Origin of the sequence: Chryseobacterium viscerum, assembly GCF_002899945.2 — a bacterium.
GTDB lineage: Bacteria > Bacteroidota > Bacteroidia > Flavobacteriales > Weeksellaceae > Chryseobacterium > Chryseobacterium viscerum.
In genome coordinates this window covers 13,838-40,280 of the sequence record NZ_PPEG02000005.1, presented here as the reverse complement: position 1 = coordinate 40,280, position 26,443 = coordinate 13,838, and the positions used below count along the sequence as shown (strand labels likewise).

The window sequence follows — 26,443 nt, the reverse complement described above, 5'->3', positions numbered from 1 at the left end:
AAATAGTTTAAGAATATTAAGGTGACACACAACGCTTACAAAACATCTTGATGTTTTCCTTAACTTATCTTCACCACTTCACTCCCGTAATGGTTCAAAATAATAAAAAACAGCATATAACTGAGTTTTTTATATTATGTTTAAAAGCATAATTGAGACTCCTGTGGAGTGACAATGGAAGCGTGTTTCTGGAATTATATGAGATGATCATTGGATCTTTATATGAAGTGTTTTAATCTCCGTCTCCACCAATAGAATTAAATTCTTTTGTTGAAAAATGCAGGAACAATAAAGTAAGCAAATCATCAACAGAATCATCCACTTCTACATGAAAAACAGGTTCTTTAAACCTTCTTTTTTCTTCGCTTATCTCAATTAATACTTTTCCTTTTTCTATCAGCTGCCTAGTCTTCTTTAATTTAAAATAATGGATCCGAACTCCTTGCCCCGACTTAATAATTCTTTCTTTGGCCAAATCGGTAAAGTAAACTACTGTATTAGCATCAAAAAGTTCTATATCATTCTTTAAAAAGCCTACATTCTTAATATTGTATTTTTTTGAGTTTAAAGCTATATATTCCTCATATTGAAACAATTTCCTGGTCTCTGTTATCCTCCCGATTTCATGCTTAATGTCCGAAACCAGAACCAAGTCTTTTTTTTGATAGTGTGCGGTATATTTTTTCAAAACGGACTGCTGCTTATTTCGTCTTTTTAGTTGTTATAATAACGACCTTGTTCTTGGCTTTTTCACCATATTTTTTTAGAATCTCCGGATCTCTGATAATTTGAGTACTCTCTACCGTTTTAAAATCAAAATTCAAAGCCCTGTATTCCTTCAATGTCATCTCTTTATTGTCCAGAATAATTAAAAAATCTTCATTATCTGAAGCAACCATCCCCACTTTTATACGGAATACTTTCTTTATAGTATCTTGTTTTGTGGATGGGGCCGTAAAACCACTTGAGGTTTCAGTAGGGATTGTGGTATCTCTAGGCTTTATTTCCTGTGCATTGATAGCAGATAAACCACCACCAGCAATAAGCAAACCGGCAGCCAATTTACCGGCTATTGAAAAATTCAGATTTCTGTTCAGCTGATCTTCCCGAAATCGTCCACATATCTTTTGATCAAAGTTAAAATTACGGATCTCTTCATCAGAAAAACCTGTAAAATCATAAACGGATTTAGAGCATACAGAACAATATTTACCCTTTTCATCAGGGTCCATATATTCCCAGTTTTCGTGACAGGGCTTAGGAATCGTCAATTTCATGGTTATCTATTTTATCCTCTAAGATAGTTAAATCTTTCTTTTCTTTTTAGTCGTAATTACGACTACTCCATCTTTTGCTTTTTTGCCATACTTTGCCGTTGCAGAAGCTTCCTTCAAAACATTAACTGTTTTTACCACATTAGGATCCAGTGCTTTTACTTTCTCATAATCGCTTATTTTCCCATCTACAACATACAATGGACTATAGGGTCTTGCTCCGCTTGAAGGAGCTTTGCCAATGCGTATTGTACTTGTCTCTGGATACGCATTAGGAGAGATCTGGCTGAAAAATATTTTTGACACATCGGTAACGGCTCCTTTACCTTCCTTTTCTTTGCAGGCTAAAGCATCCATAGACACTACAGAAACTGACCCAAGTAATTTCCTATCTTTCCTGAATTCAGACAATACAACATCCTGTATTTCTTCAATTTTTAAAGTATCATTGGCTTTATTTTGCTGTGCATTCACACGTACCATTCCTCCCGTTGTCAGCATGACACCAACCGCAAATTTCACCAATAAAGTATTGATATAGGAATAATTTAAATCCCTATTAAGCTGTGACGGATTAAAATTCCCACAGATTTCCTGCGAAGCATTAGTAAAAACCTCTATAATCTCATCATCCTGTGCATTCCTGAAATCTCTCACCGTTTTGGAACAAACAGCACAGAATCTTCCTTTTTCATCAGGGGTCATTGTATTCCAGTTTTCATGACAGGGTTTGGGAATGGTAATTTTCATAGTATTCTTTTACTATAAAGATGATTTTATCATAAAAAAGGTTGGAAAGGATTTTAAAATATTTTATCATTTTAACTTAAGTTGGAAAACGCAAAGGCGCAAGGTTTTTGAGAGTTTTATGGTAAGGCGCAAGAAAATCTAAAATTTCCGACAAGTGACACATCATCAATTTTATCGGAGATAAAATCTTTGCGTCTTAAAGCAGTATCTTTTTACTATCATTTTGCGCCTTTGCGTTTTCCAACAAGCTTATCTTTTTGAACCATTAAGAATATTGAAGTGGTGAAGATAAGTTAAGAGAAACATCAAAGATATTTTTTAAGTCTGCGTTTCATCTTTATATTCTTAACAGATTCAACATTCTTAATGGTTCAGAAAAAAATTGTTTAAGATTCTACCAGCATCGCTCCATCTTTCAGAATCATATACTCCTGTCCTACTTCCTCCGAAACGCACTTCAAATCATGATCGTCAAACACCTGAGGAATATAACATTTCTCATGAGCAAACAATCCGTAATGAATGGGCACCAGCTTTTTGGCATGTAGAAGATGGGCTGCTGCAAAAGCTTCTTTCAGATTGAGGGAAGCGGGAACGGGGCTGTATTCCAATCCGATGATCTCAAAGTTAACCACTACTCCGTTTACCGGTAAGAAGGCATAGTCTATGTTTGGATTTTCTTTTCCGAGCTTCCAGAATTGGTTATGCCAGATGGTATCTCCACCATGAAATATTTTGGTAATCCCGTCATCTACGACCCAGGAGGACTGTATTTCTCCCACTCCATCCATTGCAAATACAGGTTTGAAAGTGATATTGTTTTCTGTGAAGGTTTCATTAAGATCAAGAACAATGATTTCTACATCATCTACCAATTTTCTTACAACAGACTCCAGTCCTGCATAGACGATCAGTTTTCCGTTTTTCTTTAAGCATTTTCGGATCACTCCTTTGTCAAAATGATCGAGATGCAGATGGGTAAACAGAATATAATCTGCCTGTACATGCTCTGAAAATTCTAAAAGATTCTCCACAGCATCACCCAAAACAGGTTTATAGTAAGAGAAATCTTCTACCGCATCTATTAAGATGGTTTTGTAGTGAGAAGTAAGACGAATGCCTGCCCAGTTGAGTTTTTGTATTTCCATATTCTTTTTTCAACAAAGGAAAAGACTTACGGAAGGCAAGACAATAAACAAAAGATAATAAATGAGGATGTTTTGAGGATGGAAGCTTGGGGATGGAGGATGGAAGTGATTGAGATAATAGAACAACTATTCCTTCTTTTTTATTTGAAATAATCTACCAATTATTAAACCTACAGAAGATCTGAAGACTGAGAGTAACTTCCAACTCCCCTCATCCAGCTTCTAGCTTCTTACAAAATCCTCTTTCTGATTCGGCTTAAAGAGATAGGCGTAATCCCGATATAAGAAGCCAGGTATTTCAGAGGAATATTCTGAATATAATGAGGTTTGTTCTTCAGCAGATATTCATAGAGATCCTGCGGAGTGTTTTTCAGCAGAAGCATTTCTCTCTTCATAGCAGCATTGAGTTTTCTGCTCAGATAGTAATTCTGAACGAAACGGCAGTGCGGATTTACAGCGAACATATCTTTCACCTCATCTAAGGTAATTTCCCATGCCAAGCCTCTGTTGATAGATTCGTAAACGGCATCGGAGCTTTTTTCTTCAACGGTAAAAATATCACCGGGAAAGTAGAATTCTGCACAGATCTCGGTGTCAATATCCGATGTACTGTTGATGTAATATTTACGGACAAGCCCATCTTCTACAAGATAGGCTTTGTCGTCCGGAAATATGTTTTTCTTTGAAAATTCAACCTCAGCAAACTTCTCCCATACAGGATCACTATCCTCTACGTTCAGATGTGAAAACAGTTTTTTGTTGATCGTTGCCAATGCTGAATGATATCTATTACAGTAAGTTTTCGTCTACAAGATTTGGAATCGTCACTTTCAAGTTCGGTTCTGCTTCCATGGCTCTTTTAATGGCGAAAATAGCGCCCTCGTTTCTGGCCCAGCTTCTTCTTGAGATTCCGTTGTTCACGTCCCAGAAAAGCATAGACTTTAGTCTTCTGTCGGCATCATCGCTTCCATCCAACAGCATTCCAAAACCTCCGTTGATTACTTCTCCCCAGCCAACGCCACCACCATTGTGAATGGAAACCCAGGTAGCCCCACGGAAACTGTCACCAATCACATTGTGAATCGCCATGTCTGCAGTGAATCTTGATCCGTCATAGATATTGGAAGTCTCTCTGTAAGGGGAATCTGTTCCCGAAACATCATGGTGGTCTCTCCCCAATACCACAGGTCCTATTTCACCGTTTCTAATGGCTTTGTTGAAGGCTTCTGCAATTTTCATTCTTCCTTCTGCATCTGCATAAAGGATTCTTGCCTGTGAGCCTACAACCAGTTTATTTTCCTGCGCTCCTTTGATCCACTGAATGTTATCTTTCATCTGCTGCTGAATTTCTTCAGGAGAATTTTTAACCATTTCTTCTAATACTGCACATGCAATATCATCTGTTTTCTGCAGGTCTTCCGGATTTCCACTGGAACATACCCAACGGAACGGTCCGAAACCATAATCGAAACACATAGGCCCCATAATATCCTGTACATAACTTGGATATTTGAATTCTCTTCCCAATGTAGGATTATCCGCCATTACATCAGCTCCGGCTCTGGAAGCTTCCAATAAAAAGGCGTTTCCATAATCGAAGAAATACGTTCCTTTCGCTGTATGTTTGTTGATGGCTGCAGCATGTCTTCTCAATGTTTCCTGAACTTTTTCTTTGAATAATTCAGGGTTTTCAGCCATCATGGTATTAGATTCTTCAAAACTTTGTCCTGCAGGATAATACCCTCCAGCCCAAGGATTGTGAAGTGAAGTCTGATCTGACCCGATATCGATTCTTAAATCTGCCTGATCAAATTTCTCCCAAACTTCAACAATATTTCCAAGGTAGGCCAAAGACACCGTTTCTTTATTGCCTTGTGCTTCTCTTACTCTTTTTACCAGTTCATCAAGATTTTCATAGATCTCATTCACCCACTTCTGATCGTGACGGATTTTGGTGATTTTAGGATTTACTTCGGCACATACGGTAACACAGCCCGCGATATTACCGGCTTTTGGCTGAGCACCACTCATTCCTCCTAATCCTGACGTTACAAAAAGTCCTCCTTTCGGCTCTTTTTTAATTTTTCTGAAAGCATTTAACACCGTAATCGTTGTCCCGTGAACAATCCCCTGCGGACCGATATACATATAACTTCCCGCGGTCATCTGTCCGTACTGGGTAACCCCCAATGCATTGAACTTCTCCCAGTCATCCGGTTTTGAATAGTTCGGGATCATCATTCCATTTGTCACAACTACTCTTGGTGCCTCTTTATGAGATGGGAAAAGCCCCATCGGATGTCCCGAATACATTGTCAGCGTCTGCTCATCTGTCATTTCTGAAAGATACTTCATCGTTAAAAGGTACTGTGCCCAGTTTGAGAAAACAGCTCCATTTCCACCGTATGTAATCAGTTCGTGAGGATGCTGTGCCACTGCATAATCCAGATTGTTCTGAATCATCAGCATAATCGCTTTCGCCTGCTCAGATTTTCCGGGATAGTCTGTAATAGGTCTCGCCTTCATTTCGTAATCCGGACGGAAACGGTACATATAAATCCTTCCATAATCTTCCAGTTCCTGCTTAAATTCAGGAATCAGCTCTGCGTGAAACTGAGGATCAAAATAACGTAAAGCATTCTTCAATGCCAGTTTTTTCTCTTCTTCTCCTAAAATTTCTTTACGCTTCGGAGCATGGTTGATAGTGGTCTCGTATGGTTTTGGTTGTGGCAGCTGATTAGGAATCCCCTGCTGTATCTGTTCTTGAAATGTCATATTGCTATTTAAAGGTCTATGTTGAAACAATGTTTGAAGTTTTAAAGATATTCAAATTAGAAAATATAGGCAAGGGGAAAAGCTAAATAGCGAAGGGAATACATTTGCTTTTTTACAAAAATAATGAAGATTTGATACTAAATACTATATTTGAAAAGATGTACCTCAATTCCCCTCCTCCGGAGGGGTGGATTTCAAAGTGTAAACTTTGGAAGACGGGGTGGTTAAAACACAACAATGAAAGAAATCCTCACCACCATCAACGGAATTCCGATCCGTAGGAATTTCGTTGAAAATTTACCATATAATCCTCATTTAAAGGTATTATTAATAGAAAAACGCAAAGCCCGAATTCTGGGTGAAGTAATCTTTTGGAAGAAAGTCCGTGCAAAAAAATTCCATAAAATTGATTTTGACAGACAAAGAATTATTGGAAATTATATCGTTGATTTCTATGTGAAAACTTTAGGACTTATTATTGAGATAGATGGTTCAAGTCATGATGAAAAGCAGGTTTATGATGGAATAAGGGAGGAATATCTTGAGTCATTAGGACTGCTTATTTTCAGAATTACAGATTATAATGTGAGGAATAATCTAAGTGTTGTGATGAAGAAGTTAGAGGATTTTATTGTGCTGCACTATGGAACCACCCCGTCTTCAAAAATTCTGTAAATTTTTGAATCCACCCCTCCGAGGGAGGGGAATTGCCCCTACCAAAAGAAGTCCTTATTCAACATAAAAAAACCTTACTGAAAATCAATAAGGCTGGTTTATTTTTCGTAAAAATTTAGGTTAAAACATCATCGTTTTCTTCTTCATGGTCGTCTTCATTATCGCTGAGACTCCAGTAATTGTTTTCTTCATCTTCTTCTCCTATTTCTTCCATTTCATCATCATCTTCTGTGCCGGGGATATCTAAACCTTTATCAATTTTATCCTCGTCAAAATCTTCTTCTAAAATAGGATTACCATCTCCATCAAGCGAAATGTGCTTTTCTTTCTTAAATATATCTTCATTAGGATTATAATCCATTTGTTCTAACCTCTTGTTTTGTTCATTAATATTTTTCTCTGGTGCCATGATATGTAAGGTTTTAGGTTTATATAGTCAGAACAAAAATAATTCCAAGTTATGATGAATGATCAGAATAAACGTCCGGATTTGCACAATAAGGCATTTTTTCATTTTTTGAAAAAGCAATAATATTTCCTGCAGCCAGTCTTGCCATCCCGTTACGGGCTTCAACAGTAGCAGATCCAATGTGCGGAAGAATGCAAACACTTGAAAGCCCAAGAATAGGATCATCCGATGACATCGGTTCCGGGTTGGTAACATCCAGGCCTGCTCCCCATATTTTCTTATCTACCAACGCCTGATACAGATCTTTCTGATTGTGAAAACCTCCTCTGGCCGTGTTAATAAAAATAGAGTCCGGTTTCATCTGTTCAAATAAGGAATAATTGAATACTTCTTTATGCTCAGGGGTAAAGTTGGCATGAACACTCAATACATCTGAGTTTTTGATCAGCTCTTCGAAAGAAACATAAGCCGCTCCCAGCTCTCGTTCTGCTTCTTCATTATGATTTCGGTTATGATAAATGATATTCATCCCAAAAGCTTTCTTTGATTTTTCTGCCATTTCATAGCCAATGCGTCCCAATCCGAAAATTCCCAGCGTTTTCCCGTACAGTTCCTGTCCCAAAGCATGCAAAGGATCAAATGCATTCCAGTTTCCGTCTTTTACTTTCTGGAAATTATAACTGGCTCTTCTTGCCACAGACTGCATCAGTAAAAAGGCTACATCAGAAGTGGCTCTGCTCAAAACATCAGGGGTATTCCCAATCGGAATATGCCTTTGTGTGGCTTCTTTTATTTCCACATGATCAAATCCAACAGAGTATAAAGCAATGGCTTTGACATTTGGGCAGGCATCAAAAAATTTCTTATCATATTTAAAGTCACCGCCTACGTTTAGGATGGTATCTGTATTTTTACAATAGCCCAGCCATTCTTCGTAAGAAAGGTTTTCATTTTCCGGTAATATAATTTCCAGACCTGCTTCTTCCAGCATTTTAATTCCTGTTTCGGGAATTCTTTTATTGATAAAAACTTTCATTATACTGTTATTTGATGATTATAAATAAAAAACCTCACTCGCAAAAAGTAAGGTTATTGAACTTTAATATTAAAAATTTATTTCTTTTCATCTGAATGTTTGTTCAGCATCTATATTATTTTTTTCTGATGAGGAATTTCAAGATCGAGGGGGTTTAATTCCATCAATTTTCATTCCGAAATGGAGTTAAAAAATTTTAAATTTTGGCTAAAGCCAGATGAATTTTTATTGTTGAAAAACGGACTAAAGTCCGTTCCTATTAATAAGATAAGTTTACTAAGAATTGGTGTTTGAGACCAGTTCCGTTCTATTGATAAAATTATTGATTGGTATTTCCCAACATCGGAACAAATTTATACGCTCCGAATTCTTCTTTTTCAAATTCTGTAGGACCTACTTTCGTAAACCTGAATAAAACCTGCTCATCCGTTGGTCCTAATGGAATCACCATAATTCCTCCAATGTTCAATTGTTTCAACAGTTCTGTAGGGAGTGTGGAAGCTCCGCAGGTAACGATAATTCTATCAAAAGGTGCAAAAGTAGGCAATCCGGCAAAACCATCCCCAAAGCTTTGGAATTTTGGATAGAGATGCATCTCTCTGAGTTTCTTTTTTGAAAAATCAAACAGATCTTTCTGCCTTTCCACGGTATATACATGGGCTTTCATTGCCAATAAAACTGCGGTCTGGTATCCGCACCCTGTTCCGATTTCCAAAACTTTTTCACCTGCCTTTACCTTTAGCAGCTCAGATTGTTCTGCCACCGTGGAGGGGTGGGAAATAGTCTGGTGTGCCAGAATCGGGAAAGCCCGGTCTTCATAGGCAAAATCTTCAAAAATACTTTCGATAAAAAGGTGTCTCGGAACTTCACTCATCGCCCGAAGTACATTTTCATCCGAAATTCCAATTCTGTGTCGAAGATATTCAACTAAAATCTTTCTTTTTCCTTTATGTACAAACGAATCCTGCATTTGACAAAAGTAAGAAATTAGAAATTAGATTTCAGAAATTGGAGCAAAGAATTATCCACAAAAAATAAAGCAATCAAAAAACGACTGCTTTGTTTTTATTTCTTAATTCCATCTTATCGGATAAGGTCCGTAAAAATCGCTGAAGGTATTATCAGCACATCTTTTTCTCACAAAAAAGTTATAATTCACTGTTTTACTTAACCCTACATAAATGGCTTTTTGACCTGCAATCACCAAATCTCCACTTGCAGGAGGAGCAGAACTTATTGTCAAAACGGTTTCATATGCAGAAACCCCATCATTTTCCCAGGATACTGCAGCATCAAAAATAGAAGAAGTTGCAGAAGAAGTTGTTTTTGAATACGTTGCATACCCCGGTTTTACACAAGTTGTTGTATTACCGGCCAAAACGGTAACAGGTCCCGCCCAGTTGCTCCGCCCATTGTCTATTCCGCAATTTTTTCTCACGTAAAGGTCATATTTATTATCTTTATATAGAGGGAGATTATAGGAATTCTTATAGGTGACAATGGTGGTTCCCTTTCCTAAAGAAAAACCAGGTTCCCCATACTGCACTTCATAATATCCTTCACCCTGGCTAATAATACTCCAGGAAAGCCTGTTATTCCCTTTTTCAAATATCAGATTTGTTGGAGTTCCACATTTAGCCTGCGGATCATATGGACTATCTCCTATACATCCTGCAGTACATAATCCAAAGAAGAGTACAATCGAAATGAGTCTTTTCATCGTTATTTTTTAAACCGTGAATTTACTGTAATTTCTTTAATGCCTGAATGTGTTCAAACTTAAATATCTTCAAGTGAAAAGTCATATATTTTATAAATGTACATTCACTATATTTACAAAAATTTAATACAGCTATGTTAAAAGCAGGTTTGGTAGGTGCCGGACACTTGGGAAAAATACATTTAAAACTTCTTAATCAATCAGATAGATATGAATTTGTAGGTTTCCACGATAAAGATGTTGAAAACGGAAAGAAATTAGAAGCCGAATTCGGATATAAATATTTTGAAAATTTTGATGAATTATTGGACCAGATCGACATGCTTGACATTGTCACTCCAACGATTTATCATTATGATTACGCTTTAAAAGCGATTGAAAAACGTCTTCACTTCTTTATTGAAAAACCGGTTACCCAGACTCTTGAGCAGGCAGAAGAAATTCTTCGTTTGTGCCAGGAAAATGGTATTAAGGCACAGGTAGGACATGTTGAGAGGTACAATCCGGCTTTCATTGCGACTAAGGAATACATCAGCAATCCGATGTTCATTGAAATCCATAGGCTGGCTGAGTTTAATCCTCGTGGTACAGATGTTTCTGTAGTATTGGACCTTATGATTCACGATCTGGATATTCTGTTGAGTATGGCGAAATCCAAGGTTAAAAACATCCATGCAAGCGGTGTTTGTGTGGTAAGCAAGACTCCGGATATTGCCAATGCAAGAATAGAGTTTGAAAACGGATGCGTAGCCAACCTTACTACTTCCAGAATTTCTATGAAAGCCATGAGAAAAAGCAGGTTCTTCCAGAAGGATGCCTATATTTCTGTAGATTTCCTTGAGAAAAAAGCTGAAGTTATCCGAATGAAGGATGCTCCTGAAAGCCCTACTCCATTTGATATGATCATTGAGAATGCTGATGGAGAGAAGAATCAGATCTTGTTTGAATATCCGAATATTCAGCCTAACAATGCTATTCTTGATGAATTAAATTCTTTTGCGGATGCCATTACAGGTGACAAAAATGTAGAAGTATCTCTTGAAGACGGAACTGAAGCACTAAAAATTGCTCTGCAAATTATGAAGCTTATCAGCTAACATGAACATAAAGTCTGCTCTATTTCTAGCAGCAATTACAATGCTATCTTGTAATCAGAAGAAAAGTGGTTACGAGATAGATTGTGATGATCAAAAAAAGCAGGCTCAAAATGATTTCAATTATAAAAATTATACCTGGACCATTTTCTCAGGTTTAGGCTCTGATTATCTGGGAGAAGATGAATTTATCATACTTCTGAACCAGAATCACATAAAAACCAAGCAAATTCCAATATCCTGTGTAAGATTTCCTAATGATCAGTATGAAAACTGCAGGGAAATTGAGATGAACAGGCTTATTCTAAAAAACTTCGGCAAGAAACTGATGGACTCTTTGCGTGATACTGCAAAACAACAGTTTATAAAAAGTCATCCTGATGAAGTATTTTCTTATGAAAGCTGTGATGATCTTTCACGTTATCCTAATTCCACAATGGATAATCAGTTTGAAAAAATTCAAGTTGATTATCTTGAAAAGCACCCAATCCCTAAAGAATATATTAGAAAAAGAGAAAAATATTACTCTTATACTTCTGCTACGTTTACACTCACTAAAAACGGAAAAATTAAAGATTTATCAGTAGAAAGTGAATTTCAAAACAAAAAAAACAATATATTTGAAAAACAATTCAATAAACAATTGAAAGATTTTGTTTCACATATACAATGGATTCCCGGCAAAATAAGTGGTCTGAATGTAGACTCTTATTATGATGTGACCATTCATTATGATTAATTTCTAACAATATTTCCTACTATTTTAAACCATTGAAACTACTATGAAAAGAGCCATTCTATTATCCGCAGTTTTATTGTCTCAATTTGGGACATCACAATTATTAAAGACTTCCGGACAGAAAATTGTTAATGATAAAGGTGAAAATATTCAATTGAGAGGCCTTGGCCCTGGCGGTTGGATGCTTCAGGAGGGTTATATGCTGAAAACTGCTGATTTTGCAGGGCCTCAATATAAAATTAAAGAGAAAATTGCAGAATTAATTGGTGAAGATGGAATGAATGAGTTCTACAAAGCTTATCATAAAAACGGAATCACAAAACAGGATATTGATTTTCTGGCAAAATCAGGATTCAATTCTATAAGACTTCCGATGCATTACAATCTTTATACTCTTCCGATTGAAAAAGAGGCTGTAAAAGGGAAAGATACATGGCTGGAAGAAGGTTTTAGAATGACGGATGATCTGCTTCAATGGTGTACAGATAATAAAATCTATCTGATCCTGGACCTTCATGCGGCTCCCGGCGGTCAGGGAAATGATGCTAATATCTCTGATAATGATAAGTCTAAGCCTTCGTTGTGGGAAAATGAAGAGAATCAGAGAAAAACGATAGCATTATGGAAAAAACTGGCCGAAAGATATAAAGACAATCCATGGATTGGCGGCTACGACCTGATCAACGAACCTAATATTAATTTCACGGGTAAAAACCCGAATGGTACTGATGAAATGTCTAATGCTCCACTGTGGAAGCTTCAAAAAGATATTACAGCAGCCATCAGAGAGGTGGATAAGAAACATATCATTTTCATTGAAGGAAATGGATGGGGAAATAATTATAACGGGCTGCCGGCTCTCTGGGACAATAATATGGCATTCAGTTTCCATAAATACTGGAACTATAATGATGACCAGACGTTGAAGTTTGCACTGGACCTTAGAGAAAAGCATAATATACCAATCTGGCTGGGGGAAACCGGTGAGAATTCTAATGTATGGTTTACCGAGCTGATTCAGCTTTTGGATAAGCATAATATCGGGTATGCATTCTGGCCAATGAAAAAGATTGATAATATCGCAGGAGTTACCAATGTAAAAATCACGCCTGAGTATGAAAAATTACTAGACTACTGGAAAAATGGCGGTGAAAAGCCTTCTAAGGAATATGCAAAGAAAGCTTTAATGCAGATTGCTGATAATTATAATTTCAGCAATACGGAAGTCAAAAAAGATGTGATTGATGCAATGTTCAGACAGACAACAGATGCTTCAACAAAGCCCTTCAAAAATCATCAGGTTCCGGGAAGAGTATTTGCTTCGGAATATGATTTGGGAAGAATCGGGGCCGCTTATCTGGATAAGGATTTCATTAATCTTTGGGTAAGCGATCCGGCTAAAAGGTCTGAATGGAACTTTGGACAGCAAATGAGAAATGACGGGGTAGATATCTATACATGTAACGATACCATTACCAATCAGTATTATGTAGGAAAAACGGAAACCGGAGAATGGCTTCAGTATACGGTTCAATCGAAAGGAGCCAAAAACTATACGTTTGACATCAGATATTCGGCGGCTAATGATTCTAAAATAAGAATTGAAACAGCTTCCGGAAAAGTTTTAGCCAGTGTATCATTAGCTTCCAGCGGAGGAAATGACAGCTGGAAAACAATTTCTGTAAAGAATATCAGTCTTCAGAAGGGGGAAAACAAGATCAGAATTTTCTTTGAAAATGAGGGTGTCAATCTGAATTATTTTGAAGTAAAATAGTAATAATTATCTTAAATTGCAGCTCTCTTCCGGTCTTCAGAAGAGGGCTTTTTTAATGATACCACTATGAAAAAAACAGCATTCCTTTTTCTTCTGATCTCTGCATTCTCATTTGCTCAGACTTCAATATTAGAACAAAAAATAGACTCAATTCTTAAGAACAAAAAAGCAACGGTAGGCGTTTCTGTTCTGGGCTTTGAAAATGGTTTTAAGTATGATAAAAATGCAGACAAAAAGCTGCCTATGCAAAGTGTATTTAAATTTCACATTGCCGCTGCAGTTTTGAATGCTGTAGATCAGGGAAAACTTTCTCTGGATCAGAAAATTGTATTGAACAAATCGAATTTACTGGAGAATACATGGTCGCCGCTTCGTGATAAGTATCCTGAAGGAATTGCTGGGATTCCGTTAAGTGAAGTGATTGAATACACTGTTGCGAAAAGCGATAACAATGGATGTGATATTCTTCTCAAACTATTAGGTGGAACTCAGACTGTTCAGAAATTCATGGATTCTAAAGGAGTAAAAGGTTTTCAGATCAAATATAATGAAGAAGCGATGCACAAAGACTGGAATGTTCAGTATGAAAACTACAGCACTACAAAATCAGCAGCTGATGTCCTTAAAAAATTCTATGACGGAAAATTATTATCTAAGAAATCTACAGAGTATCTGATGAAAGTAATGTGGTCTACGTCAACGGGATTAAACAAAATGGTGGAGCAACTGCCCAAAAATACTCCTGTGGCGAGAAAAACGGGAGCTTCCGGGAAAAATAAAGCAGGCTTAACAGGGGCAGAAAACGAAATAGGAATCGTTACTTTACCTAATGGCAAACATTATGCATTAGCTGTATTTGTCAGTAACTCAATGGAAACGGATGCAGTCAACTGCAGAATGATCTCTGATATTTCAAAGGAGGTTTGGCAATATTTTAATAAATAAAATTTTAAGCTTATTTTTAAGCGATTTTAACATGAAAAAAATAATAATAACAACAGCTCTATTAGCTTTTACATTCTTTTACTCACAGAAGAATCAGAATTATTTACAGATCAGCTATGGAAGTGTATGCTGTGGTCCGCCATCTGATAAACCTGTCACCAGCTTTCTGAAAGAATTCAAGAGAAAATATCAGATCAAAAGCCTGGAAATCCTGATACAAAAAGGAATGGGCCGAGAAGGTGAATATACATTATACGTGGGTACAGATTACCTGACAAAAAATCAAAAGAACAGGCTTATAAGAGGTCTTATGGCTACTGTTTCCAATCAAAACAACAACAAAGAGAAAAGCAATAAAGGAAATGTCAGTTTTGATCCGGAACTTATTGTTGCACAATCAGATATTGCAGAATCAAAAAATTTAACTATCTATAAAAAATAAAGGAAAAATGATCAAAAACATTGTAGTTATCGGAGCGGGAACCATGGGAAATGGTATTGCACATACTTTCGCACAAAGCGGTTTTAAAGTAAATCTTGTAGATGTATCTCAGGAAGCTCTGGACAGAGGTTTAAAAACCATTACTACCAATCTTGACAGAATCATTGCAAAAGGAAACCTTACAGAGGAGCAAAAAGCTGAAACACTAGGAAACATCACTACTTTTACAGCATTGAAGGATGCAGTAGGAGCTGCAGATCTTGTTGTAGAAGCTGCTACAGAAAATATGGATCTTAAACTGAAGATCTTCGGCCAGATGGATGAGCTGGCTCCTGCAGGTTGTATCCTTGCGACCAATACTTCTTCTATTTCTATCACCAAAATTGCTGCAGCCACTAAAAGAGCTGATAAAGTAATCGGTATGCACTTCATGAACCCGGTTCCGATCATGAAACTGGTAGAAATTATCAAAGGATATTCTACTTCTAAGGAGACTTTTGATGCAATTTATGAAATGAGTAAAACATTGGGTAAAGTTCCTGTAGAGGTGAATGACTATCCTGGTTTTGTGGCCAACAGAATTTTAATGCCCATGATCAATGAGTCTATCGAAACACTTTATAACGGTGTTGCCGGTGTAGAAGAAATTGACACAGTAATGAAATTGGGAATGGCACATCCGATGGGTCCGCTTCAGCTGGCAGATTTTATTGGTCTTGATGTATGTCTTGCCATCCTGAATGTAATGTATGACGGTTTCAAAAATCCTAAGTATGCACCGAACCCATTATTGGTAAACATGGTGACAGCAGGAAAACTGGGTGTAAAATCAGGTGAAGGCTTCTACGATTATTCTGAAAGCAAAAAAGCTGAAAAAGTTTCAAAAATGTTTTTGAAGTAATCTTAAATCAATAATTTTATTTATCTTTGAGTAAAGTTAAAACATTAAAAAAATGAAATTACCAAAGTTTTTATTAGCAGATAATTCGGAGTTTCCAGAAGATCTATTCGTAGTTCATACAGAATACCCAAGATTTATCTTAAACGTTGAGGAAGAAGAAGTTGAGTGGTTAGATGATCTTGAGGGTGATGATGAAGAAACTATGGCAGACGAAGCTACTAAAGTAGTAGAAGCAGCGTTCAAATGGTGCGACGAAGAATTGGCTAAGTACGACGAAGAAGAGGAAGATTAATAATACTCTAAACATAAAAAAGGAACTCAATTGAGTTCCTTTTGTTTTTTTATTCTGATTTTGTGAATTTCAATAATAAAAGATTGTCTTTATACAATTCTAAAGTATTTCCGGAAATCACATATTTGTTTGCTTTTCCCATCATATCCATAAAGTTCTGCTCTACTCCGATGTTGTTACACATCATTTTTGTAGATCCCATTTGTCCGGCTGTAAAACCACCTGTAGAAGGGTCTATGGTAGCCGTTCCGAAATAGTTGTTACATCCAGCGTTTCCTGTGATCTTTTCTCCTTCAATATTCAATGTTGGAATTTTACCTTTTACATTGTCAGCCAATGTCCATTTTGTACTGGCAAGAGCAGGCTGAGCCTTTCCTACTTTAGAGGCAGAAGGGCTTGTCATACTTCCACATGAAGCCAATACTGCAGCTGTACATATACTTAAAAAAAGATTTTTCATTTTTTTCTTTTTGAATTAATCCAAATTTACGGAAATTATATTATCTAAACGGGATGCGGTGAATTTTATTATTCTTTAACTCTTGATATTTTGACTATTTTTCCGGGATTAATTTTAATAATAAATGCATTTTAATTTATTTTAATAGGTTGGGAAACGCTAAGTCATAAATGATTTTAATAAGCATCGAATTTAAGGTGTAAGAATTTTATCTCTGATAAAATTTTAAGGTGTCTTCGTCATTCCGAAAGAATCTATATTTTAATATACTCTCGCAGATTATGCAAATTAAATGGATTTTAGATTGATTGGCATTTAGATTCCTGACGGAATGGACAAAGGCTACAGATATATTGTTTCAACCAACTTCAATACAAAAACCTTACATTTTAAACACGAATATTTTCACGAATATCACCAATAAATATTCAATAGGAACGGGCTTTAGCCCGTTTATTTAAAAAAGTAATATTCAAATGGCTTTAGCCGAAACCTATAAATACAAACTCAGTTTCAAAACAAAAAAACGGACTTCATAAAGTCCGTTTCAATTATAATGAAATATATATTTTCAAGTATTATGATCTCAACTCTGCGTTGAATTCTTTCTGGAAAGATTTGATCAAAGAATCCATTACTTCTGTAATTTCTTTTTCTTCCAGTGTTTTTTCTTCATTTAACAGCTCGAAGCTCATTGCATAAGACTTCTTACCTTCAGGAAGATTTTTACCTTCATACACATCGAATAGATTAACACTCTTAATGAATGGAGATTTATTCTTTTTAGCAGTCTGATATAAATCCTGATAGTTTACATTTTTATCGATCAGCAACGCTAAGTCTCTTCTGATTTTGTTGAATTTCGGAATGTCTTTGAATTTCAGTTCATTTTTAGAACGAAGTTCCTGAGCATATTCCAGTTCAATTTCTGCGTAGAAGCAATCCTGATCAATATCAAAATCTTTTAATAAAGCAGGAGCTACTTTTCCGATTCTTACTAAAGCTTTACCATCTGCTTCATATACCAATGCATCAGAGAATCTTTCATCAGACAGAGCAACTTCTTTATAGTCTACAGCCAGTCTTTCCAATAAAACCTTTACATAAGCTTTAAGATTATAGAAACTTACAGCAGATTTTGGCTGAAGCCAGTTTTCTGCAGCATCTCTACCGGAAACCAGTAATGCCAGTTGTTTTCTTTCTTCGTATTTATCTTTTTTGTGATAGATCTTTCCTAATTCGAAGAACTTGATGTCCTGGTTCTTTCTATTGATGTTATAAGCTGTATTCTGAAGAAGTCCTTCCAATAAAGACTTTCTCATGAATGCCAAATCTCCGCTTAAAGGATTTAAAAGTTTTACCGCATCAGTTTCATCTTTTACAGAAGTTAATGAGTTATTCATCACTTCATTGAAACCAAGACTCTGTAAACCTCTTGCCCATGTATTTTCCAGTTCATCCTGATCGTTAGCACTTAGCTTAACCGGCGTAAACGAAATTTTCTGTGGAGCATCAATTTTATTATATCCGTAGATTCTTAAAATCTCTTCTATAACATCTATTTCTCTTGTTACATCTGCTCTGTAAGCAGGAACGGAGATTTCAAAACCATTAGGAATTTCATTTAAAACCTGAATTTCCAATGCTTTTAAGATTTCCTTTACTTTTTCTCTGTGAATTTTTGTTCCTAAAATCTGCTCAATTTTAGAGAATCTCAGAATCACATAGTTATCTTCTATTTTCTTAGGATACTCTTCCAATAACTCTCCTACTAATTTCCCTTCAGCAATTTCCTGAATCATTTTAATAGCATGGGTGATCGCCGTTCTTGTAAGGTTCGGGTCTACTCCTCTTTCAAATCTGAAAGAAGCATCCGTATTCAAACTGTGGGCTTTTGCTCCTTTTCTTACCGCAATCGGATTGAAATAAGCACTTTCCAGGAATATTGTTTTTGTCGTTTCAGATACTCCGGAAGTCGCACCACCGAATACTCCAGCGATACACATTGGATTGTCTTTACCGTCTTTGATCATGATTTCAGAACCATTCAGTGTTCTTTCCACCCCATCCAAAGTAGTAAATTTTGTTCCCGGCTTTACAACTCCTACTTTCACTTTCTTATCTGCAATTTTGTCTGCATCAAATGCGTGAAGCGGCTGTCCGTACCCGTGAAGAATATAGTTGGTAATATCTACAACGTTGTTGATTGGGCTCAACCCGATCGCTTTCAGTCTGTCTTTTAACCAAGATGGAGATTCTGCTACTTTTACGTTTTCAATCACAGCACCGATATATCTTGGACACAATTCTGCATCTTCAATTTCCAGTTTGAAATCATGAGTTCCCTCATTATTCAAAGCTTCGGAAGCTACCTTATTAAACTGCGACTTTAGTTGATTTGTAGAAAGATAAGCATGCAGATCTCTGGCAACACCATAGTGAGACATTGCATCTGTTCTGTTCGGTGTTAATCCGATTTCAAAAACCTCATCATTAGTCAGCTCAAAATAGTCAGCAAAGTTTTTCCCTACTTCATATTTGGTTTCATCCAGCACCATGATTCCTCCGTGATCTTCACTAAGACCCAATTCGTCTTCTGCACAGATCATTCCCTGAGAAACCTCTCCTCTGATTTTTGCTTCTTTAATTTCAAAAAAGTTTCCGGTTTTGTCATAGATTTTAGTTCCGACAACTGCTACAGGAACAGTTTGCCCTGCTTCTACATTAGGAGCTCCGCAAACAATATTTAATACTTTTCCGTTTCCTACATCTACTGTTGTCTTCTTCAGTTTGTCAGCATTCGGATGTTTCTCGCAGGTTACTACTTTACCTACAACGATTCCTTCCAAACTGCCTCTTACACTTTCAAATTTATCTATCCCTTCAACCTCAAGACCTATATCTGTAAGGAATTCACCGATTCTTTCAGTTTTTGATTCCGTTTTTACAAAGTCCTTCAGCCAGTTGTTTGATATTTTCATTTGTTTATCTATCTACTTGTTTAATTCGTCAGATGAGTATTAGAATTTCATCTGCTCTATTTTGAAACTTTTATTTGAAATTCCACCCTGTCTTCCAGTATGATTTTTCAAGCTACAAATGTCGTGTTTTTTTGAGAAATAGAGAAATTTAGAAGCGATTTTAAGATAATAAATTTTCGTTAATAGATTCGCTTCTGATTCGTGAATTTATTGGTCAGATGGTCTCACCGCTTTCTTCAAGCTATCGGAGAATAGTACCAGGCCTCCGGCCATCATGATAATATCTTTCAAGACCAGACGTCCCGCCCCTGAGAGATAGGGAAATCCATACTGAGGTGTAGAATAATCTCCGCCCAGATTGGGTACATAGACTTCTGGAGTTGTGATCAGAAATGACAGGGTAACCAGTGACATTAAAAATGTTAAAGCCCCTCCAACGGCTCCAATTTTAGGAAACCAAATACCTAATACAACCAAAACACTGATCACGACAATCATTGTTCCCAATCCATAAGAAAATGTATAGGTTCCGTTTTCCTGATGCCAATCAATGTTTTTCTGAACGACTTTTCCTTCAGGGTTTTTATACAGAGTATATTCTGCAACAAGCTTTTTATCTTCATTAAGAACTTTGGTGCCCGCATTTTTGTAGAAGAAACTCATCAGAGGGCTGTTGGCTACAAAAGGAACAATTCCATCTGCTTCATAATGAAATGCCTTTAAGCCACCAATCCAGGCCATAACGATGAAAATTGAAATTCTTAGAAAATTGAAAAACCAGGTATCTAATTGTAATAAACGGTGATAAAGTCTGTTGTTTTGCATGTGATTTATTTTTTTTCAAAGGTATTCACATGCTCAAAGCACCGACATAGATATTTGAGGACATTACATGGACATTTTCGCCACCACAGAAATTCCCACTTCTTCTCTGTACTTTTTGGGAGAGCATCCCACCGATTTTTTGAAATATCTGCTAAAGTAGAATTCATCTGTAAACCCAAGCTCCGAAGCAATTTCCTTTACAGACCGATATGTTAAATGCAGTAGTTTTTTAGATTCCAGGATGATTCTTTCATTGATAAGCTGAGTGGGCGTTTTTGTAAATTCTTTTTTTACCGCTTTGCTTAATGTATTATTGGTGATGCTCAGTTTATCGCTGTAAAATGACAGCTCTTTCTCATTTCTAAAATGGGCTTCCAGCAGTTTCTGAAATTCAGCAGCATTTTTATTGGGTAGCTTATCCGTAGAAACCGTACTGTTTTCAATGCTGCTTTTCTGTTTACTGCCAATCGCAAGGATAAGCTGTATATACGTTTTGATGATGGATTCTGAAAAATGGTGCTTTTCAGATTCTTCTTTTCTGATATGATTAAAAAGCTCGAGAATATAATGATAGTTCTCTTCAGATAGTTCAATCCCTGGATTCATATAAATATTATTGAAGAGAAGCCCGTTGCATGCCACTTCTTCTTTATGATATTCTATACAGTAATAATCCCCGTGAAAGAAAAGTACATGGATATTTTCATCAGACTCCGACGCCAGCTTCAACTTCTGGTATGGGGAAAGAAACAGGATATTGTATCCATCATATGAATAATTGATATCATCCACATAAAAAACACCGGAACCTTTCCATAGAATAACACTATAATTTTCAGTAGTGAATTCTGAGGGAAGATCTGAGGTATGATAAGACTGTATTTTTATTTTCATGATAAAACTATTTAAACACGAATAACTCTAATCATTCACAAATGGCACTATCATCTATTTAATACTCTTTTGAATATGTTTTTTTCTCCATCAGATATTCATTCTTCGTTCCATTACCAGTTTTGAAAAGGGTTTTAATAGTTTCTCTATATTTATCATTTTCCACTCTGGGAAGATAGCATACAAAATGCAAATGAGGTCCTTTACTCCATCCTGTATTTCCACTTAATCCAATGACATCTCCCTTTTTCACCTGATCTCCAATATTTACTTTAACTCCATTTTGTTTTAAATGATAATATTGCGCAAATGTTCCATCTGAATGTAAAATAGTAATATAATTTGCTTTATCTACACAACTTCTTGTTGGGCAACCCATATTACTGGTGCTTACAAGATCAGTTACCAATCCTTCTCTGGCAGCAATCACTTCTGTTCCTTCCGGCATGGTAAAATCTAAAGAATTTTCATTCTGATGAGAGAAGGTTCCATTATATCCCTGATAGATATTAAACGATTTTCCTTTCTTGAAAGGTAAATCATAATGATAATCTTTATCATAATTCTTTAAAGTAACATCTCCAATGTACATCATATAGCCCGGAACCTTTTTTACCTTCCAGCCTTTTGTTTTATCATCAACAATAAAATATCCTACTCTATTTTTTACCGAATTGGCAGGAATTACCTGTGTTGTTTTAAAAGGTTGTGGTATTCTCATATTCTCCACTTCCGGAAATCCTGAAAACACTAAAGACATTGGATAAATCGCCTTATTATCTGCAAAAAGGCTTAAAGTATCACCTTTTTTCTCATGGTATACTTTGATATTATTCTGTGAAAATAAAGTGATGGATGGCAATAATAAAAGAAGAGCAATTATTTTTTTCATGGTTATTAAATGTATTTTTCTTATTATACTTTTACCTTGAAGCAAAAGTATACAAAAGTTCAAGAAGGGAATCATCCGCTAAAAATTTGGATGTACTCCTAATTCCTAAGTCGATGACAACTACAAGTCGGAAATCAGGATTACAAAAAAAGCCGGAAAAATTCCAGCTTTCTTTTTATGGGTATATATTAATCTTACAATCCGATTACCGGCATTGATAACATTAAGATATTTTCGTTTTCTTCAAGACCGTCAAGGGGTTCGATGATTCCTGGTCTGTTAGGTTGGGACATTTTCATGGTGATATCGTCAGATCCTAAGATTGTCAGCATTTCAGTTAAGAATTTAGAACTGAATCCAATATTGATATCTTCTCCGTTGTAGTCACAAGGAATCTGCATGTCTGCTTTGTTTGCATATTCAGTATCTTCAGCATGAAGATGAAGAATATTTCCAGAAAGCTTGAATCTTACCTGATTGGTAGATTTATTAGACATGATAGATGCTCTTTTGATCGCTCCCAACAAAAGGTTTCTGTTGATCGTCAATACATTTGGATTTTCCTTCGGAATTACCGCTGTATAGTTTGGATATTTCCCATCAATCAGTCTACAGATCCAGATATGCTTACCAAAAGTAAACTTAGCCATATTCTCATTGAAGTCGATGGTAACGTCTTCATTAGAACTTGCCAGGATATTTTTGAAAATGTTCAGAGGCTTTTTAGGCATGATGAACTCCATCGGTTCAGCATTGATAAGGTCTGCTCTTTTGTACACCACCAATCTGTGGGAGTCTGTAGAAACGAAATTGGTTTCGTTTTCTCCAAACTGGAAAAGAACTCCTGTCATTACCGGACGAAGAGAATCGTTACTTGTAGCAAATAGAGTGTTCGTCAAAGCTTCAGACAAAACTCCTGCCGGCATCGTCACGCTTTGTGAAGCGTCGAATTCTGGCAATTCCGGATAGTCATCCGCATTGTCTAATGCTACTGCGAAATTATCTTTTTCATCTAAAATCTCAAGCTGGCTACCAGTTCCTTCGGCATTGTCTTTTACAACAAATGTCAGAGGCTGTTCACCATATGTCTTGATAAAATCCTGAAAAATTTTAGCAGGAACAGCAAATTTACCTGTATCATCAGACTTTACTTCCAGAGAAGTAACAAGAGTTGTCTCGCCGTCAGATGCTGTAATGGTAACATTATTTCCGTCTAATTCAAAAAGATAGTTTTCTAAAATCGGTCTCGATTGAGAGCTTGATATTACGCCACTTACAGTTTGCAAAGCCTTCTGCAGTTCACCACTTGAAATAATAAATTTCATAGATTTATAAAATAAGTTTGTACAAATATAATAAATAGATACAACAAAGAAAAGAATAATATGGAGGAGTTTTGAACAAATATCCTTAATCTGTTTTGAGCCTTGACATTATGCTCTGATTTCCGTGAAGATTCATTTTTTTATCAAAATACAAAGTCTATCTTTGTGTGAAAAGTTAGAAATCATGCAAAAACCGCCTATCCATAAAAGTTTTCTCAATGCTTTCCGGGGTGTTTTTATGATGATAAAAACGGAAAGGAATTTCCAGATTGAACTTTTGGCATTTTTTGTCAACCTCTTCTTTATTTTCTATTTCCGACTGAATAGTACAGATGCTGCTTTGGTCCTGATTGCTTCTTTTGCAGTTCTGACTGCCGAAATTTTCAATACTGCCATTGAAAAGATCTGTGATATCATTCAACCTGATTTCGACAAAAGAATCGGGTTTATTAAAGATATTGCTGCAGGAGCTGTTATTTTGACAGCTATTGCCTCGGTGATTGTTGGAATTCTGGTGTATGGAAAATATATTTTACCATTTATATCCTAAAGCACCTGTTTTTATAGATTCAAGGTTCTTCAATGAATATTTTTTATTATGTTCGCGAAAAATTAATTTATGAAAAAGATTTTGGCGGGGGTTCTAGGTTTAGTACTTCTTTCATCATGTGGTAATGATAGTGATACTCTACCTATTGAAAATAATGGAAATTCTACTACAAGCAATATTGTGGGAACATGGAAAATACAAACCCAATATACAGTTTCCGGTACTGATAAAACGACTGTTATAAAAGAATATGCTCCTGATGACTGCAAGAAGAAAAGCACTTATGAATTCAGAAATGACGGAAAGTATTATATGACAGACTATAACAGTGTCAATTCCGGCTGTCAAAAGGCTGAAGCTACCATTAGCTACTCTTATTCTTCTGCCAATATGGAAGTTACAATAGGCAATAATACCGCAAAAGTGCTTGAACTTTCATCCAATACATTTATCTTCCTGGTTACGGATAATGAAGATCATAACAACGATGGAATTAATGATTACACAAAATATGTTTTATATAAGTAATCCATAGTAAAAATAGAAAAAGCCTGCTAACATTCATGTAGCAGGCTTTTTTATTATTGATGAGTCGATATTTTTCTTTCCGATTTTATTTCACCGCAATTAAGATATCCACTTCTGCATCTGAAGGATCTTGTGCTTTTTCTCCATAGACTTCAAAATCGGCTGTAAATACTCTTCCCAGATCCATTTCCCAGATTTTCAGCCATTCATTGATGATCAACCCTTTTGAAAGGTCTCCTTTTGTCGTAAATTTCACATAATCTCCACCGTCAAAAGAATAGCCTACCATTCCTTCAGGAATATGATCAAGATTTTCTACTTTGCATCCAAGAACCGTTGTATAGGGCTTAGTATGGTCTTTTTCATAGTCCGTATAGATAGAATAGATCGTGTTGTCTATTTTATTAGGAATCGAATTGATTATATTTTCGTTCATCATTTTCCCCCATAATACCGGGATGTCTTGTGCTGCCTGTTCATTTTCGTTGGTTGTTCTTACCGAGATCCCAATGACCTTAAAAGGTTCTATTTTCACGTTATTCATTTCCTGATTTTTTTGTAAGACAAAGATAAAGACAGATTGTGACAACGGTATGTCAGGAGTCTTTTAAGTTTTTCGCTAAAGCCCGTTTTTATTGAATTAAAAAAAAGAGTTTGGTGGGATTGCTTCGCTTTGCTCGCAATGACTATTTTCCAACATAGATAAATCCTTTTTTTCCGGATTTAAAAACGGTTTCAATTCTTTTATAATCGTCTACTTCATATTCATCTGCCTGGAAGATTTCTGCTTCTGTTACTTCAAAAAGCACTCCTTCTACCTGATCCTCATCATTCCCTGAAAACTCCAATACCGGATGGTATTTCTGCCCGCTTTTCCGTAATACTTCGGGATCTGTAATTTCGAGCATATTGAGTTTATATCCTGACAAAGTATCTTGTTCACCTTGTAAAAGACGTCCAAAAGTCTCCATTTGAACCTGCTCTTTCTGCAATGTTCCGTAAGAAAATAATTGTGGCATTATAAATATTTTTCAATGATTGGGATAGCGATTTCGGCCATCATTCCATAGCCTTTTTCATTAGGATGTACACCATCTGCGGAAAGCAGTATCTCTTTATCATCCAGAAAAGCGGAGTAAAAATCAATATATTTCAGCGAATTTTCGGCTGCCAGCTCTTTCAGGATCTGGTTGTAAACGATAACTTCTTCATTAGTTCTTAACTTGCCTGAGCTTACTACTACTCCATCTACCTTTTGAGAGAAAGGAAGAATACTTACAAGATAAATTTCATTGGAGAATTGTGCAGCATGGGTGATGGCTATCTTAATATTCTTTTTAAATTTTTCAGGATCTACAATCTGTACACCTTCTTTTATAGCAAGGTCATTAGCTCCGTAGCTTAAAAAAACGATATTCCCGTCGGGAGAATTCCTTGCGCCCATTTCGTGGGGAATCCTTTTCAGTAATCCTTCAGTAGTTTCTCCTCCTATTCCGAGATTGAACAGGATTAACTCATCTCCATTTCCTTCGTGAAATTTCTGCAGGGCATATCTTTTCAGAATATCTACCCACCCGCCAAAAACTCCGTCATATTCCCCGTAGGTAATGCTGTCCCCGAAAAACAGCCCGTAAATAATTTTCTTCATTCAACTTTTATTGTTTCCTGTTTTGTTGAAGTAAAAGTATTAAGAAAAAATTATTCAATAGTATTAAATTCTTTCAATTTACCTATTTTTTAACGCAAAGTATGAAATGTATACTGCAAACTAAAGAGAGCAAAGAGGGAATCAACAAGTTGATTTGATAAAGCTGGTATTACCCAAAATGATTTGAACCATTAAGATTTTATAAGAGGTGAAGAATTATTAAGATAACAGCTGAAGCTATTATTAATAAGAGTGCTTCATTCATCATTGATGAATCTTAATTTCACTTAAAAACTTTATTATTCTTAATGGTTAAATAATATATTTTGTTTTTTTGACGCAAAGGCTTTATTTTTAGTATGTTGA

The 26,443-nt window shown here is 36.1% G+C and carries 29 protein-coding genes; 10 read left to right on the top strand and 19 right to left on the bottom strand.

Features of this window, described 5'->3' with window-relative positions:
• Positions 1–232: 232 nt before the first annotated feature.
• From C1634_RS12005 to C1634_RS11980, 6 genes are all read right to left on the bottom strand, one after another.
• Positions 233–688 (bottom strand): hypothetical protein, encoded by a 456-nt coding sequence (locus C1634_RS12005; RefSeq protein WP_103234686.1) that lies wholly within the window; start codon positions 686–688, stop codon positions 233–235.
• A 13-nt stretch (positions 689–701) separates the two neighbouring features.
• Positions 702–1,277, bottom strand: coding sequence for a hypothetical protein (locus tag C1634_RS12000; protein WP_103234685.1), 576 nt, complete (start codon positions 1,275–1,277; stop codon positions 702–704).
• A gap of 27 nt (positions 1,278–1,304) precedes the next feature.
• Positions 1,305–2,024 (bottom strand): TonB-dependent receptor plug domain-containing protein, encoded by a 720-nt coding sequence (locus C1634_RS11995; RefSeq protein WP_109738473.1) that lies wholly within the window; start codon positions 2,022–2,024, stop codon positions 1,305–1,307.
• Positions 2,025–2,410: 386 nt separating this feature from the next.
• Complete coding sequence (locus C1634_RS11990; protein ID WP_109738472.1) at positions 2,411–3,172, bottom strand: MBL fold metallo-hydrolase; 762 nt, start codon at positions 3,170–3,172, stop codon at positions 2,411–2,413.
• A 230-nt stretch (positions 3,173–3,402) separates the two neighbouring features.
• A complete protein-coding gene (locus C1634_RS11985; protein WP_103234682.1) occupies positions 3,403–3,945 on the bottom strand; it encodes a Crp/Fnr family transcriptional regulator in 543 nt (180 codons plus the stop codon).
• Between the two features lie 16 nt (positions 3,946–3,961).
• On the bottom strand, positions 3,962–5,947 hold the full coding sequence (locus C1634_RS11980) for a urocanate hydratase (protein ID WP_109738471.1): 1,986 nt from the start codon (positions 5,945–5,947) through the stop codon (positions 3,962–3,964).
• A 237-nt stretch (positions 5,948–6,184) separates the two neighbouring features.
• Between C1634_RS11980 and C1634_RS11975 the strand changes: the two genes are divergently transcribed.
• Positions 6,185–6,622 carry an endonuclease domain-containing protein gene (locus C1634_RS11975; RefSeq protein WP_109738470.1) on the top strand — a complete coding sequence of 146 codons (438 nt, stop codon included), beginning with the start codon at positions 6,185–6,187 and terminating at the stop codon, positions 6,620–6,622.
• A gap of 115 nt (positions 6,623–6,737) precedes the next feature.
• Here the strand turns inward: C1634_RS11975 and C1634_RS11970 are convergent, their stop codons facing one another.
• The 4 genes from C1634_RS11970 to C1634_RS11955 form a co-directional block, all read right to left on the bottom strand.
• Positions 6,738–7,031: a hypothetical protein gene (locus tag C1634_RS11970; RefSeq protein WP_103234119.1), complete on the bottom strand. Its 294-nt coding sequence runs from the start codon at positions 7,029–7,031 to the stop codon at positions 6,738–6,740.
• A 49-nt stretch (positions 7,032–7,080) separates the two neighbouring features.
• Entirely contained in the window at positions 7,081–8,067 is a 987-nt protein-coding gene (locus C1634_RS11965; protein WP_103234120.1) for a 2-hydroxyacid dehydrogenase, read from the bottom strand.
• Between the two features lie 319 nt (positions 8,068–8,386).
• Positions 8,387–9,037, bottom strand: coding sequence for a protein-L-isoaspartate(D-aspartate) O-methyltransferase (locus C1634_RS11960; RefSeq protein WP_103234121.1), 651 nt, complete (start codon positions 9,035–9,037; stop codon positions 8,387–8,389).
• A 102-nt stretch (positions 9,038–9,139) separates the two neighbouring features.
• A complete protein-coding gene (locus tag C1634_RS11955; protein WP_109738469.1) occupies positions 9,140–9,787 on the bottom strand; it encodes a hypothetical protein in 648 nt (215 codons plus the stop codon).
• Between the two features lie 134 nt (positions 9,788–9,921).
• On the opposite strand from C1634_RS11955, the gene C1634_RS11950 reads away from it, so the two are divergent.
• From C1634_RS11950 to C1634_RS11920, 7 genes are all read left to right on the top strand, one after another.
• Positions 9,922–10,884, top strand: coding sequence for a Gfo/Idh/MocA family protein (locus C1634_RS11950; RefSeq protein WP_103234123.1), 963 nt, complete (start codon positions 9,922–9,924; stop codon positions 10,882–10,884).
• A 1-nt stretch (position 10,885) separates the two neighbouring features.
• Positions 10,886–11,620: a hypothetical protein gene (locus C1634_RS11945; RefSeq protein ID WP_109738468.1), complete on the top strand. Its 735-nt coding sequence runs from the start codon at positions 10,886–10,888 to the stop codon at positions 11,618–11,620.
• 43 nt (positions 11,621–11,663) lie between these two features.
• Complete coding sequence (locus C1634_RS11940; RefSeq protein ID WP_109738467.1) at positions 11,664–13,394, top strand: cellulase family glycosylhydrolase; 1,731 nt, start codon at positions 11,664–11,666, stop codon at positions 13,392–13,394.
• A gap of 66 nt (positions 13,395–13,460) precedes the next feature.
• Entirely contained in the window at positions 13,461–14,339 is an 879-nt protein-coding gene (gene bla-A / locus C1634_RS11935; RefSeq protein WP_103234126.1) for a CGA/CIA family class A beta-lactamase, read from the top strand.
• Positions 14,340–14,370: 31 nt separating this feature from the next.
• Positions 14,371–14,781 carry a hypothetical protein gene (locus C1634_RS11930; protein ID WP_103234127.1) on the top strand — a complete coding sequence of 137 codons (411 nt, stop codon included), beginning with the start codon at positions 14,371–14,373 and terminating at the stop codon, positions 14,779–14,781.
• A gap of 10 nt (positions 14,782–14,791) precedes the next feature.
• Positions 14,792–15,682, top strand: coding sequence for a 3-hydroxybutyryl-CoA dehydrogenase (locus C1634_RS11925; protein WP_185145131.1), 891 nt, complete (start codon positions 14,792–14,794; stop codon positions 15,680–15,682).
• Between the two features lie 52 nt (positions 15,683–15,734).
• Positions 15,735–15,974 carry a hypothetical protein gene (locus tag C1634_RS11920; RefSeq protein ID WP_002977986.1) on the top strand — a complete coding sequence of 80 codons (240 nt, stop codon included), beginning with the start codon at positions 15,735–15,737 and terminating at the stop codon, positions 15,972–15,974.
• 49 nt (positions 15,975–16,023) lie between these two features.
• Here C1634_RS11920 and C1634_RS11915 read toward each other — a convergent pair whose 3' ends face one another.
• The 6 genes from C1634_RS11915 to dnaN form a co-directional block, all read right to left on the bottom strand.
• A complete protein-coding gene (locus tag C1634_RS11915; RefSeq protein ID WP_103234129.1) occupies positions 16,024–16,434 on the bottom strand; it encodes an META domain-containing protein in 411 nt (136 codons plus the stop codon).
• Positions 16,435–17,012: 578 nt separating this feature from the next.
• Positions 17,013–19,415 carry a phenylalanine--tRNA ligase subunit beta gene (gene pheT / locus C1634_RS11910; RefSeq protein ID WP_109738466.1) on the bottom strand — a complete coding sequence of 801 codons (2,403 nt, stop codon included), beginning with the start codon at positions 19,413–19,415 and terminating at the stop codon, positions 17,013–17,015.
• 207 nt (positions 19,416–19,622) lie between these two features.
• The gene (locus C1634_RS11905; RefSeq protein ID WP_103232862.1) at positions 19,623–20,240 is read right to left on the bottom strand and encodes a DUF417 family protein; all 618 of its coding nucleotides are present in this window, start codon (positions 20,238–20,240) and stop codon (positions 19,623–19,625) included.
• A 63-nt stretch (positions 20,241–20,303) separates the two neighbouring features.
• Positions 20,304–21,134, bottom strand: coding sequence for an AraC family transcriptional regulator (locus tag C1634_RS11900; protein WP_103232861.1), 831 nt, complete (start codon positions 21,132–21,134; stop codon positions 20,304–20,306).
• Positions 21,135–21,192: 58 nt separating this feature from the next.
• The gene (locus C1634_RS11895) at positions 21,193–22,026 is read right to left on the bottom strand and encodes a M23 family metallopeptidase (protein ID WP_103232860.1); all 834 of its coding nucleotides are present in this window, start codon (positions 22,024–22,026) and stop codon (positions 21,193–21,195) included.
• 194 nt (positions 22,027–22,220) lie between these two features.
• Positions 22,221–23,351: a DNA polymerase III subunit beta gene (gene dnaN, locus C1634_RS11890; protein WP_103232859.1), complete on the bottom strand. Its 1,131-nt coding sequence runs from the start codon at positions 23,349–23,351 to the stop codon at positions 22,221–22,223.
• Positions 23,352–23,535: 184 nt separating this feature from the next.
• On the opposite strand from dnaN, the gene C1634_RS11885 reads away from it, so the two are divergent.
• Both C1634_RS11885 and C1634_RS11880 read left to right on the top strand, forming a co-directional pair.
• A complete protein-coding gene (locus tag C1634_RS11885; protein ID WP_103232858.1) occupies positions 23,536–23,901 on the top strand; it encodes a diacylglycerol kinase family protein in 366 nt (121 codons plus the stop codon).
• A 69-nt stretch (positions 23,902–23,970) separates the two neighbouring features.
• Positions 23,971–24,429, top strand: a complete 459-nt coding sequence (locus C1634_RS11880) for a lipocalin family protein (RefSeq protein WP_103232857.1) — start codon at positions 23,971–23,973, stop codon at positions 24,427–24,429.
• 85 nt (positions 24,430–24,514) lie between these two features.
• On the opposite strand, the gene C1634_RS11875 is transcribed toward C1634_RS11880, so the two are convergent.
• The 3 genes from C1634_RS11875 to C1634_RS11865 form a co-directional block, all read right to left on the bottom strand.
• A complete protein-coding gene (locus C1634_RS11875; protein WP_103232856.1) occupies positions 24,515–24,973 on the bottom strand; it encodes a GyrI-like domain-containing protein in 459 nt (152 codons plus the stop codon).
• A 142-nt stretch (positions 24,974–25,115) separates the two neighbouring features.
• The gene (locus tag C1634_RS11870) at positions 25,116–25,448 is read right to left on the bottom strand and encodes a gamma-glutamylcyclotransferase family protein (protein WP_103232855.1); all 333 of its coding nucleotides are present in this window, start codon (positions 25,446–25,448) and stop codon (positions 25,116–25,118) included.
• The gene (locus tag C1634_RS11865) at positions 25,448–26,077 is read right to left on the bottom strand and encodes an SGNH/GDSL hydrolase family protein (RefSeq protein WP_109738465.1); all 630 of its coding nucleotides are present in this window, start codon (positions 26,075–26,077) and stop codon (positions 25,448–25,450) included. The genes C1634_RS11870 and C1634_RS11865 overlap by 1 nt, the downstream gene beginning before the upstream one ends.
• Between the last annotated feature and the right edge of the window lie 366 nt (positions 26,078–26,443).

Bases quoted from the DNA above. Each gene is read 5' to 3' on its own strand.
- C1634_RS12000 (WP_103234685.1), bottom strand. From the start codon at position 1,277: ATGAAATTGACGATTCCTAAGCCCTGTCACGAAAACTGGGAATATATG.
- C1634_RS11995 (WP_109738473.1), bottom strand. From the start codon at position 2,024: ATGAAAATTACCATTCCCAAACCCTGTCATGAAAACTGGAATACAATG.
- C1634_RS11990 (WP_109738472.1), bottom strand. From the start codon at position 3,172: ATGGAAATACAAAAACTCAACTGGGCAGGCATTCGTCTTACTTCTCAC.
- C1634_RS11980 (WP_109738471.1), bottom strand. From the start codon at position 5,947: ATGACATTTCAAGAACAGATACAGCAGGGGATTCCTAATCAGCTGCCA.
- C1634_RS11975 (WP_109738470.1), top strand. From the start codon at position 6,185: ATGAAAGAAATCCTCACCACCATCAACGGAATTCCGATCCGTAGGAAT.
- C1634_RS11970 (WP_103234119.1), bottom strand. From the start codon at position 7,031: ATGGCACCAGAGAAAAATATTAATGAACAAAACAAGAGGTTAGAACAA.
- C1634_RS11965 (WP_103234120.1), bottom strand. From the start codon at position 8,067: ATGAAAGTTTTTATCAATAAAAGAATTCCCGAAACAGGAATTAAAATG.
- C1634_RS11960 (WP_103234121.1), bottom strand. From the start codon at position 9,037: ATGCAGGATTCGTTTGTACATAAAGGAAAAAGAAAGATTTTAGTTGAA.
- C1634_RS11955 (WP_109738469.1), bottom strand. From the start codon at position 9,787: ATGAAAAGACTCATTTCGATTGTACTCTTCTTTGGATTATGTACTGCA.
- C1634_RS11950 (WP_103234123.1), top strand. From the start codon at position 9,922: ATGTTAAAAGCAGGTTTGGTAGGTGCCGGACACTTGGGAAAAATACAT.
- C1634_RS11945 (WP_109738468.1), top strand. From the start codon at position 10,886: ATGAACATAAAGTCTGCTCTATTTCTAGCAGCAATTACAATGCTATCT.
- C1634_RS11940 (WP_109738467.1), top strand. From the start codon at position 11,664: ATGAAAAGAGCCATTCTATTATCCGCAGTTTTATTGTCTCAATTTGGG.
- bla-A (WP_103234126.1), top strand. From the start codon at position 13,461: ATGAAAAAAACAGCATTCCTTTTTCTTCTGATCTCTGCATTCTCATTT.
- C1634_RS11930 (WP_103234127.1), top strand. From the start codon at position 14,371: ATGAAAAAAATAATAATAACAACAGCTCTATTAGCTTTTACATTCTTT.
- C1634_RS11920 (WP_002977986.1), top strand. From the start codon at position 15,735: ATGAAATTACCAAAGTTTTTATTAGCAGATAATTCGGAGTTTCCAGAA.
- C1634_RS11915 (WP_103234129.1), bottom strand. From the start codon at position 16,434: ATGAAAAATCTTTTTTTAAGTATATGTACAGCTGCAGTATTGGCTTCA.
- pheT (WP_109738466.1), bottom strand. From the start codon at position 19,415: ATGAAAATATCAAACAACTGGCTGAAGGACTTTGTAAAAACGGAATCA.
- C1634_RS11905 (WP_103232862.1), bottom strand. From the start codon at position 20,240: ATGCAAAACAACAGACTTTATCACCGTTTATTACAATTAGATACCTGG.
- C1634_RS11900 (WP_103232861.1), bottom strand. From the start codon at position 21,134: ATGAAAATAAAAATACAGTCTTATCATACCTCAGATCTTCCCTCAGAA.
- C1634_RS11895 (WP_103232860.1), bottom strand. From the start codon at position 22,026: ATGAAAAAAATAATTGCTCTTCTTTTATTATTGCCATCCATCACTTTA.
- dnaN (WP_103232859.1), bottom strand. From the start codon at position 23,351: ATGAAATTTATTATTTCAAGTGGTGAACTGCAGAAGGCTTTGCAAACT.
- C1634_RS11885 (WP_103232858.1), top strand. From the start codon at position 23,536: ATGCAAAAACCGCCTATCCATAAAAGTTTTCTCAATGCTTTCCGGGGT.
- C1634_RS11880 (WP_103232857.1), top strand. From the start codon at position 23,971: ATGAAAAAGATTTTGGCGGGGGTTCTAGGTTTAGTACTTCTTTCATCA.
- C1634_RS11875 (WP_103232856.1), bottom strand. From the start codon at position 24,973: ATGAATAACGTGAAAATAGAACCTTTTAAGGTCATTGGGATCTCGGTA.
- C1634_RS11870 (WP_103232855.1), bottom strand. From the start codon at position 25,448: ATGCCACAATTATTTTCTTACGGAACATTGCAGAAAGAGCAGGTTCAA.
- C1634_RS11865 (WP_109738465.1), bottom strand. From the start codon at position 26,077: ATGAAGAAAATTATTTACGGGCTGTTTTTCGGGGACAGCATTACCTAC.